Genomic DNA, 16,828 nt, shown 5'->3' on the forward strand with positions numbered 1-16,828 from the left:
GGGAGGTAAAGTATAGTCTGAGTTGGCCCAGGCAAAGGGAATACTTCTGATGAAGTTAATCTTTGCACGGTGGTGCCCGCCTGGACAGCCCATCATTTTTAGCACCCGTCTCACTTCGAGGATCCACGCAAAACAGGGAATTGGGGTCAAGAGATTATTTTTTAAAATCGACGTGCTTGTAGAACAGGCTGTTCCGTGCCGCATTCAATTCACCTGGATCGAAGGAATTTGCCTTTACTTCCAGATTGAGTAAGTCGATCAGCTTCGATTTAAAGTCAGGGAGATCGTGCTTGATGATATCAAAAACCATTTCCAAGCGCCGTGGACTGAGTCTCCCCAGGCTTTACAAGGGGGCACTACCCTGATATCACAAACAAATACCAAAGACCTCAAACCTACGAAGCTCACCCATGCCCCATTCCAGACTCAAATTTGAAAAGGGCATATCCGGCGAAGTAAGGCTTACGGAAGGTATGTTTATCTCGGAAAAAAAGAAGGTCAGGGCTGGTACTGAAAGAGCCTGTTTTCACAGGGAATCCGGATTTGAAGAATCTGGATTCCCTGCGGCTCAGGACAGATTTTCTTTAAAGAAATCAATGGTACGTTTCCAGGCAAGCTCGGCGGCGGCCTTGTCGTAGCGGGGCGTGGTGTCGTTGTGGAAACCGTGGTTAGCCCCGGCGTACATATAAGCGGTGTATTCCTTGTTATTTTTCTTCAACGCCTCCTCATAGGCGGGCCATCCTTCGTTTACCCGTGTGTCCAGTTCGGCGTATTGCAGCATGAGGGGTGCCTGAATTTTGGGAACATCTTCGAGGGGGGGCTGTCCACCGTAGAAGGGTACCGAGGCCTCCAGACCAGGCAGGCGCACGGCCATGAGGTTGGCGATGCCCCCACCGAAGCAGAATCCCACAACACCGATTTTGCCGTTGCAGTCTTTGCTGTTTTTCAGGTAGTCGTAGGCAGCTATGAAGTCTTCCAGCATTTCGTCGCGGTTCCGCTTGCTTTGCATGGTGCGGCCTTCATCATCGTTGCCTGGATAGCCACCGAGTGGGGTCAGCGCATCGGGCGCAATGGAAACGAATCCGGCCAGCGCGACCCGCCGGCCTACATCCTCGATGTAAGGGTTCAGGCCCCGGTTTTCGTGAACTACCACCACCCCGCCGACAGGTTTGGTCATTCCTGCGGGCTTCGACAGCAGCGCCTTGATTTTGCCGCCTCCCTTGGGGGACTGGTAGGTGACATACTCCGATTCCAGACGGGCATCATCCGGTTTTACCTGAATGTTGTTTTGGTAGTCGGGCATAAGAAAACTCATGAGCGAAGCTACCGTGATGCCGCCCACGGCGTAGGCCGACAGTTTCTGGGCAAATTCCCGCCGGTCGAGGCGGTCATGGGCGTAGTCGTCGTAGAGGTCGAATACTTCCTGCTTGATGTCTTCCTTTTTGATTTTGGTCATGGTATTCGGGGTTTAAGAGTTGTCGATAGGATTGTGTATGCAATATTACCGAAAATCTACGGTGCCGGTTTGTATAATTCTACGTATCAGGCTATAAAGCAGACCAATTGGCGCTTTTTCCGGATTTTCAGCCAGTTTTCCTAAGAATACCAAAGCCTGCTGGCCACCCCTTTCTTTACATGAACACAAAAAAGCCCCGGCACCCTACCAGGGCCTAAACCTGAACCTCATTGCCTTATTCGATTTATGAGGTTTATTTCTTCTTTTTGCTGCCCAACTTTAACTTGTAGGTGGCCCCGATAATCAGCCCGTCCGGCGTGCCGCCGCCGATGGGTACGTCCTTGAAGGCCGAGAGGTCGATGCTCTGCTGCTTGTCGATCTTGATATTTACGCCCGCCTTGTAGCGTACCTGGTCGAAGCCGTCACCGAGTTGGTAAAACAGGTCGGCGGAGACGAAGGGCGTCAGGCGCGTGGGCGTGTCATAGGAGAATTCCAGCTTGTTGCGCAGGTAGCTGGCGTCGGCCACCAGCACCTCGTTGTCATCTTTGAACTGGTTCTGGTAGCGCAGACGGTAGTCCAGCTTCAAGTTTTTCCCAAGCTTATGGTCGTAGGAGAGCTCGCCGTAGAAGCGATGGTAGGGACGGTAGTACCAGTCGGTGGTTTCCTTATCGTACTTCAGGCGTCCGGTGTAGCGGTAGTAGGCGCTCAACTCCCAGTGCTTGTTGAGGTTGTACGACAGGCCCAATTCGCCCAGGTAGGCGCGGGTCACGGTGACGTTGTCGCTGAAACGGGCCTGCGCGTTGGCGTGCAGCTCGAATTTGCCGAAGCGATACTGGGCGTTGGCTCCCGTCCACAGGCCCAGGCCGGAGGTCTGGCACCAGGCGGCGAGGGGCGAAAGCAGCATCAGGAGCGTCAGGCGCGGGCGGAGGTTACTCATAGAGCGGAACGGTTTGAGGGAGGGGTACATGGGTAGTTTCGTTGATTTTTGGTTGAGAATCCTGAGCATAGTAATAGGCCGTGATGCGGGCAGAATCTTTCAGGAAGTCGATGTCCTGGATATCGACCCGGTGAATGGGTAGTCCGGTGCGGTCTCGGATATCTTCTAGGAGTTCGGGGCGGCGGCCCGGCACGATCAGGGCGATCCGGTCGTAGGCGATCGTTTTGCTAAACTCCCGACGGATCAGCCAGTTGCCTTCGAGGAGTTGCACCACCAGCAGGATCAGGCCGGCGATGAGGGCGACCTGCACCCAACTGCCGTTGCTGACCGCCGAGATAAGCCCCATCGCGATGACTACGAACAGGTAGGTCATGTCCTTGGCCGACAGCCCTTCGGTGCGGTAGCGCAGCATCGAGAACACGGCGAACAGCCCGAAGGCCGCTCCGATGGACATCTGCACCTGGTTGAGCAGGTAGGTGATCAGGAAAATGATCAGGTTGAACATGAAAAACGTCAGGAACAGATCGGTTTTGCGGTAAATGCGGAAATAAATCAGCCGCACCAGCACCACCACCGCCAGCAGGTTGATAAAGAGCCGGGCGAGTAGCGCCAGCAGATCAGGCGTCATTTGCGATTGAGCCCCGAATCCATCGGTCAGATTGAGTTGCTGCAGTAACTGGGTCATTGGTTTATTATTTTTTGAAGGTGTCTTAACTGGGGCTTGAAACGGTTGTGCTTGATGGTCCTGTCCAGACTTACTACGCCCAGACAGTACTTGCTGATCGACCCGGAACGGACGCCCTGCTGTTTCATGAGGTCGAGGAAGGCCGATGCCTGCCGGGCGTCCTGCTTCACTTCGGCGATGGCCAGGCCGCCGAAGTCCCGCTGCCGCTGCCCGTCCGCGAAGGAGAGGTCGAGGTCCAGTGTAATGCGTTCCGGCGAATAACGGCCCACGAGTGTAATGCGGCGGTAGCCTACCCACAGCACGGGCCGCAAGTCGAGCGGAGTGCCTTTCGTGCGGCTGTTCACAAACGCCCGGCTCTCGGCATCCAGCTGGGTCGGGCGGACTTCGAGCGGTTGCACTTCCCGGTTCTGAATCCGCTCTTTCACGGTGCGCCCCTTGTTGGTCTTGTGCTTCACTTCCGTAAAGAGCAGATCCGATTCCACGTAGCGGCGTTGCCGAATTTTGTAGCGATTGGACCGCCCGCTCTGGTGGTCGTGGTAGTAGCGCAGGTCGGGCGTATCGAAGTACAGGGTTTCGTAGGCACAGAGCCGATGGCCCGCCACTTCCAGCATGCGGTAGTTTTCCCGCAGCTGATCCAGCAGCGAGGAAATCCGTCGCCGGGGTAGCAGGAATTTGGTGTCCGTGCGGTTCATGAGTTTGACGTCTTCCATTTCGGCCAGCGAAATGGCCGAAAAGCGGAGCGTCTGCTCCTTGATCCGCTCCCGCTGTAAGCGGGCCAGAGCGATGTCGATCATGTCGGTATTCATTTCAAAAAGGTGGTTACGGCCGTTTGGCGGTTGGCTACGTGGCTTTTCAGAGACGGCAGGGCCGAAGTGAAACTGGCTGAACCGCTGAGGTAGGAGTACTTTCCGGTTTCGGTGGCGTTCGGTCCGATCACGTAGGGGCTGATCAGCGTAGTGTAGCGGTCGAATAGTTCGTTCATGCGGCTCGTCGTGAAGACATTCTCGGAAAAGTCCTTCACGTACTGCTTGTATTGGGCGTAGTACACCGGATCGTTGGCCACGTAGCGGATCAGCGGCCAGGCGGTACTTACCTCCGTCATGCCCAACGAAACGGCATTCCGACCGGTCGTCGTCATGGACTCGTTATGATCCCAGGGTATCCAGGTAAACTGGCCCGTCGGTGCCCGGTAGAGGTAGTAGTTGTGGGCCATTGCCCCGTAGGCATCCCAGTTGATGATGGTGTTGTTGACCGCCAGGTATTTCAGGAAATGATCCACGTTGAACACCTTTTCCAGGTTCGTCCGCCAGGTGGCGGCATCGGTGCTGCGGTTGCTGGCGTTCAGAGCCGTTACGAAGGCTTGTGCGTCGGAATAGTCCGCTTCGGTCTTGTTATTTTTCTTCTCAAACTGGCTTTGTACGAAGGTCTGGAAAGTAGATTCCGGCTTATAAATATTCCCCTCGCCGTCCCCGAACTGACTCTCGACCATCGTGTCGTCGATCACTTCCACCATCGTATAGACACCGCAGTACTGCTTGCCCGACCCAAAATCAATATAGACCTGATAAAAGGCAGTCTGGGCGGCGGGTACCCCGGCCAGCCTGAAAATATCGGACGCCGCTTTTTCACGAATCAGAGAATAATCGTTGAAAGCCGGAGAGAAAGACAACTCCTGAAAACCGTACATTCGCTGATTTTTTATTTCAGGATAGTCATCCTCAAATTTGTCAAAATTGAGTCGGAAGGGTAGTTTGTAGATGCCCGACGACCAGGCCGAGCTGAGGCTGGAATTGCCTTTCAGCCGGAAGCCTACCTTGGTCCAGGTTTTACCATTGAATTTCATGGGTAAAGCCACATAGTCTGGGTCCTCCGTGCTGAACGTGGTACCGCCGCCGCCTCCAGGACCACCGCCGCCCGGAGGGCCGCCTCCCGGCCCGGCATTGGCTCTTGCCCCAAAAGCATTTCCAAATTTAGCGGCCATGTCGGTCTGGATGGTTTTCCATTCCTGGGCAGTCATCGTAATTTCCAGCGTGTTGACCTTGTCCTGCGGAAAGACCGTCGTGTAGTCGGGAGCCACATTATTGCTGTGCGAAGCTTCCGCCCAGTCCGGGTTGGTCGCACCCGCCTCGATAGACTCGACGGCATCAATTTCCGGTTTTTGGCAGGATGCCGCCGTCAGCATGGCAGCGGCAAACAAGATCGAGAGTTGTTTTTTCATTTTAAAAAAGGTGTCAGAAAGTGGAAATGGTTTTTGATTTGCTCAAAGCCGCAGATGATTCGGAAATCTGGCGGTGTCGATTGAAGGTTTGTACGACTTCCCGATCAAAATCCTTCGGTGCCATGAAAAAAAAATGAAAAACTAGCGCCCTCCGCCCCCGGTCGTCCCCACTTTCGTGACGGCCGTGGAGACGGTAAAGTCGGCGAACTTAGTGCCGGAGGTGTAGGTACCCTCCTGATACAGACCGTCCGTAGCGGTACCCGTGGCCGTTCCTCCGGTATAGACCGAGAAACTGCTGCCATTGGTCAGGCCGGGGGAGGAAAAAGCGATGGACTGAAATTTCTTGGAGGGCTGGAAGGTGAAAAGCGACTTGCCATCGCCGGATTGCAGGTTGATTACCGTACCTGCTGCCTGAGCCGAAGTCAAGCCGATGAGGACGGAGTTTTGCGTGGAGGAGGTACCTGGCGCCTGGGCCATGCCTGAACTACCTACGGCCAGCAGATAGCCTCCCGTGATGTTGAAGGTCGCATCGTAATCAAGCGCGCCATTATTGCTGGCCGTCGGCCCCGCCACGATCACCACCCCTCCCGTCATGACGATCGAGCCGTTGGCGTCCAGTCCGTCACCGTTGGCGTCTACGAACATATAGCCGCCGTTGATGGTCAGCGTATTGCCGCTCCTCGCGGTGCTGGCGGCATTGATGCCGTCGTCGCTGGACGTGATGTGGATAGTGCCGGCGTTGACGGTGATCGCCTGGCCTTCCAGCCCTTCGTAGGATTTCAGGATGGAAACCGTGCCGCCGTTGATCGTCAGGCTCGTTTCTGCGTGGACGCCGTCATCGCCACTAGTGATGCTAATATCACCTTTGTCGATGATGACATAGCCCAGGGCCGCGTCGCTGTCGTTGCTCGATTTCAGGCCGTCGGCTTTGGCGTCGATGGTGATTTTGCCGTCGTTGATTACCAGGTAGTCCTTGCCCCGGATGGCGTCGTCGGCTGACTTGACGGTGATGTTGCCGCTCTTGACGATCAGACCATCTTTGCTCACAATGCCGTCGCCGAAGTTGCCCGTCACGTCCAGGGTACCTGTGCCAAAGATCGTCAGATCCGACTTGCTGAACACCGCGGCGTTGGGTTCTTCGTCAGCCGGAACGTCGTAGGTGTAGTTGGCGGCATCGGTCAGGACGTTGGTCGAATTATCAGCCAGCACAAGTACCACTTTTTCCGCCTTCTTGACGTACACGGGTGCGTTGACCGAACTATGAATATTGACTCCGTCCAGAATCAGCCGCACCACCGCATCCTTGGCATTCACGATTACCTGGCCGTTGGTCAGGCTGCCGCTCAGGCTGTAGGTACCCGCGGAGGTAATCGTGACCACGCTGCCGCTGGCCGTGGCACCGGCCCCGCCGATGGTGATGGACGTGCCGTTGAGCTTGATGGGTACAACATCAGAAGCATTCCATACGTAGTCGCTGGCAGCCTCGTGGGCACCTACGGTTGAAGTGCCGTTCCAGGTCGATGTCTTGGTGACCGTTCCGGTTTCGGCAGTACCCGGGGTTGGGTCGTCTGTCGGATCTACCTCGGTTGGCTTCTGGCAGGAAGCCATGACAAGGATGCCAGTCACCAGCAGGTTGATGCTGCTGCGCAGGAGGTTGTTTGTTAGGTTGGTTTTCATTTTTCGCGTATCGTTTCCAGTTAGTTGTTACTGCTTCGGAATACGTATGGCCCACCAACCATGTTGCAATGCTCACTCAGTCTATCGACCAATGAGTTGATTTTATCGACGGATTAAAATGCCGACTGTTTTCCCAAGTTAATTCTCGCACAGGACGCGACAATTGCTCTTTATTCTTTTTATTTGATTTCAGTTACCCGTCTCTTTTGTGGAAAAATGAAGCGACTGGATTCTTTAAAAACGGTTGGGTAATCGGGACCGAAACCTTGTACGATATCGCCAATCCCTTTGAGCTGAAAATGCCAATATGATTATGCTGACGGAGAAGCTGAAATGGTATTCAGGCAGTGATTCAATTGGAGAATCAGGGCACGCCAGATTTTTTCAGACATTTGTCGGACCCCCTGCAACTTTATGAAAGCGAACGGGGTCTTGTTTGTCAAAGCCAGCATTTTCGACCTAAACCCTATTCCCATGAACAGATTATTTTTACTCGCGCTGTTGGCCGCGTCCTCACTAGGAAATAGCTTCGCCCAAACCTCACAGCCGACAAAACGTCTACAAGTTGGATTGGTCGCAGGAAAAACCATCCTTGGTACTTACCAGGAAGAAGATCCATGGCAAAAGGTGGGCGGAGGTTTCGTGGGGGCGGATTTTAGCTACGCTTTCGCCAAAGAAGACCCTAATTTCACGATTCGCCTGCAGCCTAACTGGGAGAGCTACCGCTATGAGAGTCTTGGCGAATTCGAAGTCAATGGGAATGGAAGCTACCGAGCCACCCTTAACTCGCTCAATGTTCCCGTACTTATCCGATTGGCGATACCCGCTGGAAAATGGGTCAGTCCTTTCGTAGAACTTGGAGCCAATTACAAAATCAGAGTCAGAGGCCAGGTTGAGTCCAGAAGCGTAATTTGTGGTATTATTGGTTGCAACGAATATGTCTTCGAAGGTGATTTTATGGCGAAGGAGCTGAGGAATGACATCAGTTTGCTGGCGGGCGTCGGAGCCGAATTTCATTGGGGAGACATCACTATTCCCGTTAGCGTCCGTATAAATGGAGGATTGGGCAAGTACACTTTTCAAAGCGAGACCGTACAGAGCAACAGTTTTTCACTCGTTGATTTGAAAACAAAGACGCTCCAAGTAGTGACGGGAATAACTCTCTAAAACAAAAGCCCCACCATGACGGCTACCGTCGTGGTGGGGCTTTCAATTCCTAAACTGCCTCTTTTTAGTTGTTCTCTCCGCCTCCCATCACGTCGTCGTTCTTCACGCCGCGCGTCCGCTTTTTCTCTACAAGGGCCATCTTGCCAATTTTGTAGCTGAACGTCAGCTTTACATTTTGGTTGTAGATGTTGTTGACACTTACCTGATTGAACAGCGGCGAGTTGAGGGTACTTACCATTCTCATCCCGCCAAAGAAATTGTCGGCGGCCAGGCCGATGCTGCCTTTCTTATTGGGGAAATCCTTGCGGACACCCAGCGAGTACATGCCCATGCCGCGCTGTGTGCCCTGCAGCTGCACCCGGTTACCCCGGAAGCCGCCGAAGGCCTGGATACCCCAGCCGTTGGGTAGCTGAATCTGCGACTGCATCCGTCCGCCAATCACGAAGCCCGAGTTACTGACCGTTTCCGACACGCCCGTCAGACCGACCTGCATGCCTTCGAGGTAATTGTAGTAAAAGTCCACCCCACCGTTCAGCGTCCACTTGGAAGTGATGTAGAAGTTGCCGAATACGTTGGCTCCCACTGTCTGCTCCCGACCGATGTTCTGGTAAGTCGTGACGACTGCGCCGATGAGCGAGTCAGAGGGAGTGGTGATGCGGGTAATGGCGTTGCTGGTCGAGCGGCTGAAGAGCGACATGTTCAGATATGTCTTCTTGATCGAAGTACTCAGGCTCAATTCCACGTTATCGGTCAGTTCAGGTTTCAGGCTCGAGTTGCCGATGTTGATATTCTGCAGGTTGGCCAGGTTGAAGTTAGGGTTCAGCTGCTGCAGACCGGGACGCTGAATCCGTTTGTTGTAGGCCAGTTTCAACGTAGATGCCTTGCCTACGGCCTTGGAAATATTGACGCTCGGCACCAGGTTGGAGTAGGCCGGAATATTGATTTCACTATTCTGGTCGTTGGCATCGATCATCGTGTGCTCAAAGCGTGAACCCAGCTTGAACGTGTATTTATTGGCCGTGGCGAAGGTATAGGAAAGATACCCCGCCCCAATGTTCTGGTTGTAGTTCAGCAGTCCGGCGGGGTTGCGGGCATCGGTGGAGAATACGCCCGTGGGACCAGCAAGCTGATACTCGAAGTCACTGTTCACTTCCCGGAAAATCCCCTTCACGCCGAATTCAATCTGCTGTTTCTTGCCGATGGGCTGCATGTAGTCGGTTTGGAGGGTGATCTCCTTGTTGACGTTTCCATTCAGGTTCTTTTGCCGTCCGGTGAGTTCCTGCGCCGAGCTGAGCAGATCAGCATTGAAGTTATTGGTCAGGTTGCTTACGCTGTACAGGGTCGAGATCGACCATTCCTGTCCCGGCTTGAAGATGCGGACGTAGTCAAGGTTCATGTCCACCGAGTTGGAAAAATCCCGGCTATCCACATTGCGGTACTTGGTGGAAGTCAGCGCGTCGTTGGTGAAAATATTGGTAGTGTAATCCTGGTTTCGTGAGAAATTGCGGGTACCGAAGTTGACGCCAGCGGCCAGATACTGTTTTTGGCCCAGATCGTAATCAAAACCGATGTTGTACCGGCCAAACAAGCCGTTGTCGAACGCATCCGCACTTTGCTTGGTCAGGATATTATCGCCATTCTGAACGGTGTTTTGATCCAGCGTCACCAGGGCTTTGTTATAAAATGCCCGACCGTGACCACCCAGGGTCACACCCAGTTTGCCGGTGCGCAGGCTACCGTTCAGACCCAGGTTGGAACCGCGTAAGCCGACGCCCGTATCAAGGCTGAGGGTCAATCCTTTGATCGATGATTTTTTGGTGATGATATTGATGATGCCACCCGTACCTTCGGCGTCGTACTTTGCAGAAGGCGACGTGATTACTTCCACAGACTGGATGAGATCGGCCGGGATCATTTTCAGCGCATCGGCGATGCTGCTGGCGATGATCGTAGAAGGTTTGTTATTAATCAGAACCCGAATGTTCGACGTTCCCCGTAGCTGAACATTTCCGTCAAAGTCAACCGAGAGCATGGGTACTTTGCGCAGCACGTCGGCCGCGTCGCCTCCCTTGGAAGTCAGGTCCTTTTCGGCGTTATAGACCAGGCGGTCCACTTTTTCTTCAATAAGCGATTTCTCGCCTGTGACCGTTACAGCGTCCAGCATAACGGTGTTGACTGACATTTTAACTACCCCCAGATCGATGTCCTTGCCTTTTTCTACCTTAATGCCGTCGATCGTCTTGGGCGAGTAGCCAATAAAGCGGAACACCAGCGTGTACTCGCCTTCGGCTACTTTGGTCAGCGAAAATTTGCCTTTATCGTCAGCGATGGTACCATCCATGGGTTTCTGGGTGGCTTTGTCCAGAAGGGCGACCGTGGCGTACTCTACGGCCTGGGTCATGGCCGAGTCCACGATGTAGCCGCTGATTTTGGAGTTCCCTTTGGCAGTAGGCATTTCAAAGCCGGGGGCAGTTTCGGTGCGCGGACGGCCGTTGCCGTCGCCCTGCTGACGTCCGCCCCCGGGAGGGCCGAACTGGGCCTGGGCCGAAGCTCCCAGAACGAGAATGAAGAGGAGGGAAAAGAGATTTTTCATGGTCGGCATGTTTGGATTGAATGCGTTTGTAGTAAGGGCAGAATTGCGTTATTTCTGATTGGGTGCACAAATGAATACCGATTAAATGAGACGATTTCGGGAAATAGACGTATCGTCCCAACAACTCGACCAACAGGCTCGAAAGTTAGATGGAAGTGCTCCCGGGCATTGGTAGAGCCTACTGAGTGATCCGTCGGATGTAATGGGTCAGCGGTCGAAAAAAACGGTTTTTGAACCAGACTATTCGCTAAAAACCAGTTCTTTACATCACTCTAAAAATCGCTGATGCAAAATTTCAACCAACGCAGCCGCATTATGCTGCTGCACCTGTCTTTCTGGGCGGTATATTTCTCCTTTTTCTTTTACCAGATTACTTACGCCCGCCACAATCAGGATGTAGTGCTTTCCCGCGCCTTTCTGGATGCTTCGCTGCATGTGCTGATTATTGCCGGGATCGCCTACCTCAACTACTACTATTTCCTGTCCCGCTTTCTCAAACACAAGAAGGCCGTCCGGTATCTGCTCGAATTTCTCCCACCGCTGGTGCTGGCTATTTTTCTGCATGTGTACGTCAAGCGACTCATATACGGTGGGTTGGAAAGTGGCCGGGCCAACTTCCTTTACGGCGAAAGATTTCTGATCCAGAATACCCTGAGCATTGTATTTATCGTCGTTTTCATCGGAATGCTGCGCTTCGCCGAAGACTGGTTTCAGCTGGAAGCCCGCAAAAAGGAAATTGAAAACGAGAAACTGACCGCGGAATTACGGTTTCTGAAAGCGCAAATCAACCCGCATTTTCTGTTCAACACCCTCAACAATCTGTACTACCTGGCCTTTACGCAGTCACCCAAGACGACCGAAGTCATCGATAAGCTTTCGCAGATGATGCGGTACATGATTTACGATTCGAATCATCCCAAAGTACCCCTCAACAAGGAGATCGAATACATGGAAAATTACATCAGCCTTGAAAAGCTGAGGCTTGACGACAAAGTACCGATCACATTCCTGGTAAATGGCAATCCCCGGGGAGTGATGATCGAACCCTTTCTTTTCATTACTTTTCTGGAAAATGCCTTTAAGCATGGCGTCAGCACCAATGCCGATACCTGTTGGGTAAAGGCAGAGATTACCCTTGCCGGAAAGCAGTGCGTATATTCAGTGTCCAATAGCCGGTTGCCCCAAAAGGCCACGGAAGACGAAAAGTCAGGAATCGGATTGCATAACCTGCGTCGCCGCCTTCAGCTGGGCTACCCTGACCGCCATGAACTCAGCGTCCGGGACGAAGCCGACGCCTATTCCGTTCAACTGACACTCCGATTAACATGACTTATTCCTGCCTGATCGTAGACGACGAGCCAATGGCCCGCAAGCTCATGGAGCAGTACGTGGCCAAAGTACCCTACCTGCAATTGGTCCAATCGTGCGCCAGTCCGCTGTTGGCCATCGAGGTATTGCAGCAGCATGCGGTGGACATCCTCTTCCTGGACATCAATATGCCCGAAATCACTGGGTTGACACTACTGAAGATTTTACGGAAGAAGCCGCTGGTTGTACTCACAACAGCCTACTCGGAATATGCCCTCGAAGGCTACGAACTCGATGTGGCCGACTACCTGCTCAAGCCCATTACGTTCGAGCGTTTCCTGAAATCGGTGGAAAAAGTGACCGCCCGCCTGCATGGCGTTTCTGTGCCAGCGGTGCCGCCAGCCGAGGCCCGGGAAGAAGGGCTGCCTTATGTTTTTGTAAAGGACGGCACCAAACTGGTCAAGGTGATGATGAATGACATCCTGTATATCGAAGGCCTGAAAGACTACGTTGGAATCACTACCAAAAGCAAGAAGATCGTCACGCTGCAAACCATGAAGGCGCTGGAGGCCGAGTTGCCGGAACACCGGTTCATCCGGATTCACAATTCCTACATCGTAGCCTACGATGCGATTGCTGCCATCGAGCGCGACAAGGTGCAGATCGGAGACGTGTTTCTGCCCGTCAGTGAGAGTTACCGACGGGCGTTCAAAGAATTTGTGGAAAAACACCAGGTCCGAGGGTAATAGGCTGGAAATGCTGAGCCCGTACTTTGGCAATGGTATATTTTAGCCTAAATTTACTTTTATGAACTCTATGAGATACAGTATTTTCAAGCAAAAAAAAATAATGAAACATTTCGGCATTTGCCTGGCGACCGCCCTGATTCTATTTACTTCCTGTTTAAGTTCAGCCCAAACCATCAACTCCGCTGCGAAAGCACGCCGCCTGGAGGTACTTTTCCTCGGTGACAATGGCCACCACCGCCCCATTGATTTTGTTCCGGTGCTGATGGAATCAATGGGCAGCAAAGGCATCAACTTTACCTACACGGACAAGCTGACCGACCTTAATCCCAAAACGCTGGGCAAGTACGACGCCCTGATGCTTTTTGCCAACTGGGACAGCATCGCGCCAGGCCAGGCCAATGCCCTGCTGGATTTTGTGGCGAGTGGTAAGGGATTTCTGCCCATTCACTGCGCATCCTATTGTTTCAGGAATAATGCCGAGGTAGTTAAGCTCATCGGCGGACAATTCTGGCGGCATACGACCGATACCATTCAGCCCGTCTGGGCAAAGCCCGACCATCCGGTGCTGGCAGGTCTAAAACCCTTCAAAACCTGGGATGAAACCTACCTGCACGAAAAACTACAACCTGACAACATCGTCATTACCGAGCGAATCATCCAGCCCGATCAGGCCAAGGACAAACCCGGCGTATCCAAAGAGCCCTACACCTGGGTGCGGACGCACGGCAAAGGCCGCGTGTTTTACACCGCTTATGGACACGATGAACGCACCTGGGAAAATCCTGATTTTCAGAAACTACTTGAAAACGGTATCCGCTGGGCCGTGAGCGACGACGCCCGGGCGTCTCTCGCCGCGCTGAATCCCAAAAAGCTCGAATACCGTGAGGCAAAACTACCCAACTACGAGCAGCGGCCCGGCCCGCAGCTTCAGCAACTACCCCTCTCGCCCGAAGAATCGGTGAAGCACATTCAGATTCCGGTAGACTTTACGCTGGACGTATTCGCCCACGAGCCGGACGTGATGCACCCCATTGCCATGACCTGGGACGAGAAAGGCAGATTGTTCGTGCTGATTACCAAAGACTACCCCAACGAGCGCAAAGCCAGCGGTGGCAGCGACTACATTTTGATCTGCGAAGACACGAACAAAGACGGCAAGGCCGACAAGTTCACCCGCTTCGCCGACGGGCTGAGCATCCCCACGGGCCTGGTTTTCGCCAATGGTGGGCTCATCGTGTCGCAGGCCCCGCATATGCTGTTTTTGCAGGATACCGATGGTGACGACAAGGCTGATGTCAAGAAGGTACTTTTTACTGGGTTTGGTACTTTTGACACCCACGCCGGACCTTCCAACCTGCACTATGGTTTTGACAACTGGGTGTATGGCGCGGTCGGTTATTCGGGCTTCAAAGGAAAATTCGGAGATAAGGATAGCCTTAACTTCGGGCAGGCGCTCTACCGCTTCCGGCCCGACGGCTCGGATATGGAAATAATGACCAACACCTCCAATAACACCTGGGGACTGGGCTTCAACGAAGCGGGCGATCTCTTTGGCTCCACGGCCAACAACGCCCACGGCTGGTACATGGCTATTCCAAACCGTTATTTTGGGAAGAGTCGCGTAGACAATGGCGGCCGCAGCACCGATACGCACAAGGATATGAAACCCATCACGCCCAAAGTACGGCAGGTGGATGTATTCGGGGGCTTCACGGCGGCATCCGGCCATAACTTCTACACCGCCCGTGCTTTTCCGAAAGAATACTGGAATAAAGTAGCCTTCGTCTCCGAGCCGACGGGCCATGTGTTGCACCAAAATAATATGGTCAAAAAAGGCACCGACTACGCCGACGCTGCCGACTTCAACCTGCTGGCCGGGGCGGATGAATGGGTATCCCCCGTCTTCGCTGAGGTCGGTCCCGATGGCGCCGTGTGGGTAGCCGACTGGTACAGCTTCATCATCCAGCACAATCCCACCCCCCGAGGTTTCGAAAACGGTGGTGGTAATGCCTACGACACCGACCTCCGTGACTATACGCACGGTCGGCTGTACCGCATCGGCTGGAAGGATGCCCCTGCCTACACGCCCATTTCTCTTGACAAAAATAATCCAACCCAACTGGTCGCCACGCTGAAAAACAGCAACATGCTCTGGCGGATGCACGCGCAGCGGCTGCTGGTGGAGCGCGGCAATAAAGATGTGGTTCCTCAGTTGGTGGCTTTGTTGAAAGATAATTCGTTGGATGAAATTGGTCTGAACCCCGCCGCAATCCATGCCCTGTGGACCCTGCACGGCCTGAATGTGATGAGTGACCCAACCGTGCTGGCCGCTGCTACGGCTGCCCTGCAGCACCCGAGCGCAGCGGTTCGCAAGAATGCCATTCAGGTATTGCCGAAAACCGCCGCTACCGCGCAGGCTCTGCTCAAAACGGACGCGCTGCACGACAAAGAGCCCCTCGTAGTCCTGAACACGTTACTCGCCTTCACTGAAACGCCCCTGACGCCCGCCGTAGAAAATGCCGTGCTGGCACGGGTAGATGAATACAAAGAAGCCGACGACCGCTGGTTGCCTGATGCTTTTGCGGTAGTGATGAATTCACACAATGGCGCATTGCGCCAAAAGTACCTTAACAAAAGACTGGCCAGCAAGTCTAAAACTTCCGCCTCCGCCAGCTTAACCGCCAGTGCTGCCCCGATGAACCACGAGGGAATAGATCACAGCCAGCATTCGATGGGTGAAACGAAAATGGCCGAAGGAAAACCCGACTTGACCATCACCGACATCAAGCTCAATCCGTCCAGCCCGTTTGTGCGTGAGTACGGCCGCATTACGCTGCAAATCACGAACCAAAGTAAGGTGGCAATTTCCAAAGAAAAGGTACCCGTAGTGACCGTGGCCGTGCGCGGTGCTGGTCTGGAATTAGATTATATCAGCCGCAAACTGGACAAGGGATTGTCTCCCGGCGAAAAGATTGAACTATCGGAGGGGAACAATGGTCCCTGGAATGCCGCATTTGGCTTTACCTCGGAGCAAGCAGGGAAAATTACCGTGACGGCAACCATTGACCAGGACAATGCCGTGGACGAGGCCGACGAGCGTAACAATGTGTTCAGCAAATCCTTTGAAGTGCGCCGTCCCCAGAAATTATCCGACTTTGCCCTCGAACGTGCTGCCCGCAGCTACGCCTCCTACGCCGCTGCTGATTCGGTACTGACGATGCTTCAAAGTGCCCAAAATCTGGATGCGGACGGCAAATTTGCCATTACAAAGGGGATTCTGAACGGCTGGAACGTAAGAAGGAAGGAAACTACCTCCCCGGCTTCTCAGAAATTCTTAGCCACCCTGAATCAGAACATTCCGTCGGATTTGACCAACCGGATGTCAGCCTTTATGGAGTCCTTCGGAATGAAGGATGCCGATGCTGACGACCCGAATGTGCAAGTAATTACCATCAAAGCCATCCGCGAAGCTTTGAAGTATGACAAAACGGAGTTCACCGTTACGGCTGGTAAACCTGTGATCATCGTCTTCGAAAACCCCGACGCCATGCAGCACAACGTCGTGATCGGTAAACCCAAGACGATGGAAATCATCGGGGCCGCGGCTGACAAACTCATCACGGCTAAGGACGGCGCGGAAAAGAACTACGTTCCCGACATCCCGCAGATCATCGCTTCTACGCCGCTGGTGAATCCCGACCAAACCTACCGCCTGAAATTCACCGCTCCCGCCACGCTGGGTGATTATCCCTACGTGTGCACCTTCCCCGGCCACTGGCGGCTGATGAATGGCGTGATGAAGGTGGTGAAGGAAGATGTGGCGAAAACGGCTAAGTAGAGATTGTAAGTACCTTGCTAGATATAACAGGGAGGCTCCGTTGGCAGAGTCTCCCTGTTTTATGACCAGCTAGCCGAGCCATGGTTTTCAATCGTGGCTCGGCTTTCGGTATCCCGGCAGAAACTTTGTTGGTGTAATGACAGGGAGGGGTACTTACACATAACGACCCGAGACTTGAAAAAGATAAAAAGTCCATTGGA

Annotated in this window: 12 protein-coding genes; 4 read left to right on the forward strand and 8 right to left on the reverse strand. The window is 53.5% G+C overall.

Features of this window, described 5'->3' with window-relative positions:
- Window positions 1–154: 154 nt before the first annotated feature.
- From IE117_RS07395 to IE117_RS07425, 7 genes are all read right to left on the reverse strand, one after another.
- Complete coding sequence (locus IE117_RS07395) at window positions 155–310, reverse strand: VHS/ENTH/ANTH domain-containing protein (protein ID WP_189563658.1); 156 nt, start codon at window positions 308–310, stop codon at window positions 155–157.
- A 258-nt stretch (window positions 311–568) separates the two neighbouring features.
- Complete coding sequence (locus tag IE117_RS07400) at window positions 569–1,456, reverse strand: dienelactone hydrolase family protein (protein WP_189563659.1); 888 nt, start codon at window positions 1,454–1,456, stop codon at window positions 569–571.
- A gap of 253 nt (window positions 1,457–1,709) precedes the next feature.
- Complete coding sequence (locus IE117_RS07405) at window positions 1,710–2,393, reverse strand: DUF2490 domain-containing protein (RefSeq protein ID WP_229580465.1); 684 nt, start codon at window positions 2,391–2,393, stop codon at window positions 1,710–1,712.
- On the reverse strand, window positions 2,386–3,078 hold the full coding sequence (locus IE117_RS07410; protein ID WP_229580468.1) for a DUF4956 domain-containing protein: 693 nt from the start codon (window positions 3,076–3,078) through the stop codon (window positions 2,386–2,388). The genes IE117_RS07405 and IE117_RS07410 overlap by 8 nt, the downstream gene beginning before the upstream one ends.
- A complete protein-coding gene (locus tag IE117_RS07415) occupies window positions 3,075–3,884 on the reverse strand; it encodes a polyphosphate polymerase domain-containing protein (protein ID WP_229580470.1) in 810 nt (269 codons plus the stop codon). Before IE117_RS07415 ends, IE117_RS07410 begins: the two co-directional genes overlap by 4 nt.
- Complete coding sequence (locus IE117_RS07420; RefSeq protein WP_189563660.1) at window positions 3,881–5,296, reverse strand: CotH kinase family protein; 1,416 nt, start codon at window positions 5,294–5,296, stop codon at window positions 3,881–3,883. Before IE117_RS07420 ends, IE117_RS07415 begins: the two co-directional genes overlap by 4 nt.
- A 141-nt stretch (window positions 5,297–5,437) precedes the next feature.
- Window positions 5,438–6,973 carry a carbohydrate-binding domain-containing protein gene (locus tag IE117_RS07425; RefSeq protein WP_189563661.1) on the reverse strand — a complete coding sequence of 512 codons (1,536 nt, stop codon included), beginning with the start codon at window positions 6,971–6,973 and terminating at the stop codon, window positions 5,438–5,440.
- Window positions 6,974–7,447: 474 nt separating this feature from the next.
- Here IE117_RS07425 and IE117_RS07430 point away from each other — a divergent pair, with 474 nt between their 5' ends.
- Window positions 7,448–8,140, forward strand: a complete 693-nt coding sequence (locus IE117_RS07430) for an outer membrane beta-barrel protein (protein WP_189563662.1) — start codon at window positions 7,448–7,450, stop codon at window positions 8,138–8,140.
- A 64-nt stretch (window positions 8,141–8,204) separates the two neighbouring features.
- Here the strand turns inward: IE117_RS07430 and IE117_RS07435 are convergent, their stop codons facing one another.
- Window positions 8,205–10,733 carry a TonB-dependent receptor gene (locus IE117_RS07435; RefSeq protein ID WP_189563663.1) on the reverse strand — a complete coding sequence of 843 codons (2,529 nt, stop codon included), beginning with the start codon at window positions 10,731–10,733 and terminating at the stop codon, window positions 8,205–8,207.
- Window positions 10,734–11,018: 285 nt separating this feature from the next.
- Between IE117_RS07435 and IE117_RS07440 the strand changes: the two genes are divergently transcribed.
- The 3 genes from IE117_RS07440 (at window position 11,019) to IE117_RS07450 (ending at window position 16,628) form a co-directional block, all read left to right on the forward strand.
- Window positions 11,019–12,062, forward strand: coding sequence for a sensor histidine kinase (locus tag IE117_RS07440; protein WP_189563664.1), 1,044 nt, complete (start codon window positions 11,019–11,021; stop codon window positions 12,060–12,062).
- Window positions 12,059–12,787 carry a LytR/AlgR family response regulator transcription factor gene (locus IE117_RS07445; RefSeq protein ID WP_189563665.1) on the forward strand — a complete coding sequence of 243 codons (729 nt, stop codon included), beginning with the start codon at window positions 12,059–12,061 and terminating at the stop codon, window positions 12,785–12,787. The genes IE117_RS07440 and IE117_RS07445 overlap by 4 nt, the downstream gene beginning before the upstream one ends.
- Before the next feature lie 103 nt (window positions 12,788–12,890).
- Complete coding sequence (locus tag IE117_RS07450; protein WP_189563666.1) at window positions 12,891–16,628, forward strand: PVC-type heme-binding CxxCH protein; 3,738 nt, start codon at window positions 12,891–12,893, stop codon at window positions 16,626–16,628.
- The last annotated feature ends 200 nt before the right edge of the window (window positions 16,629–16,828 follow it).

This window comes from Persicitalea jodogahamensis (assembly GCF_014651615.1).
In the GTDB taxonomy this organism is placed as follows: Bacteria; Bacteroidota; Bacteroidia; order Cytophagales; family Spirosomataceae; genus Persicitalea; species Persicitalea jodogahamensis.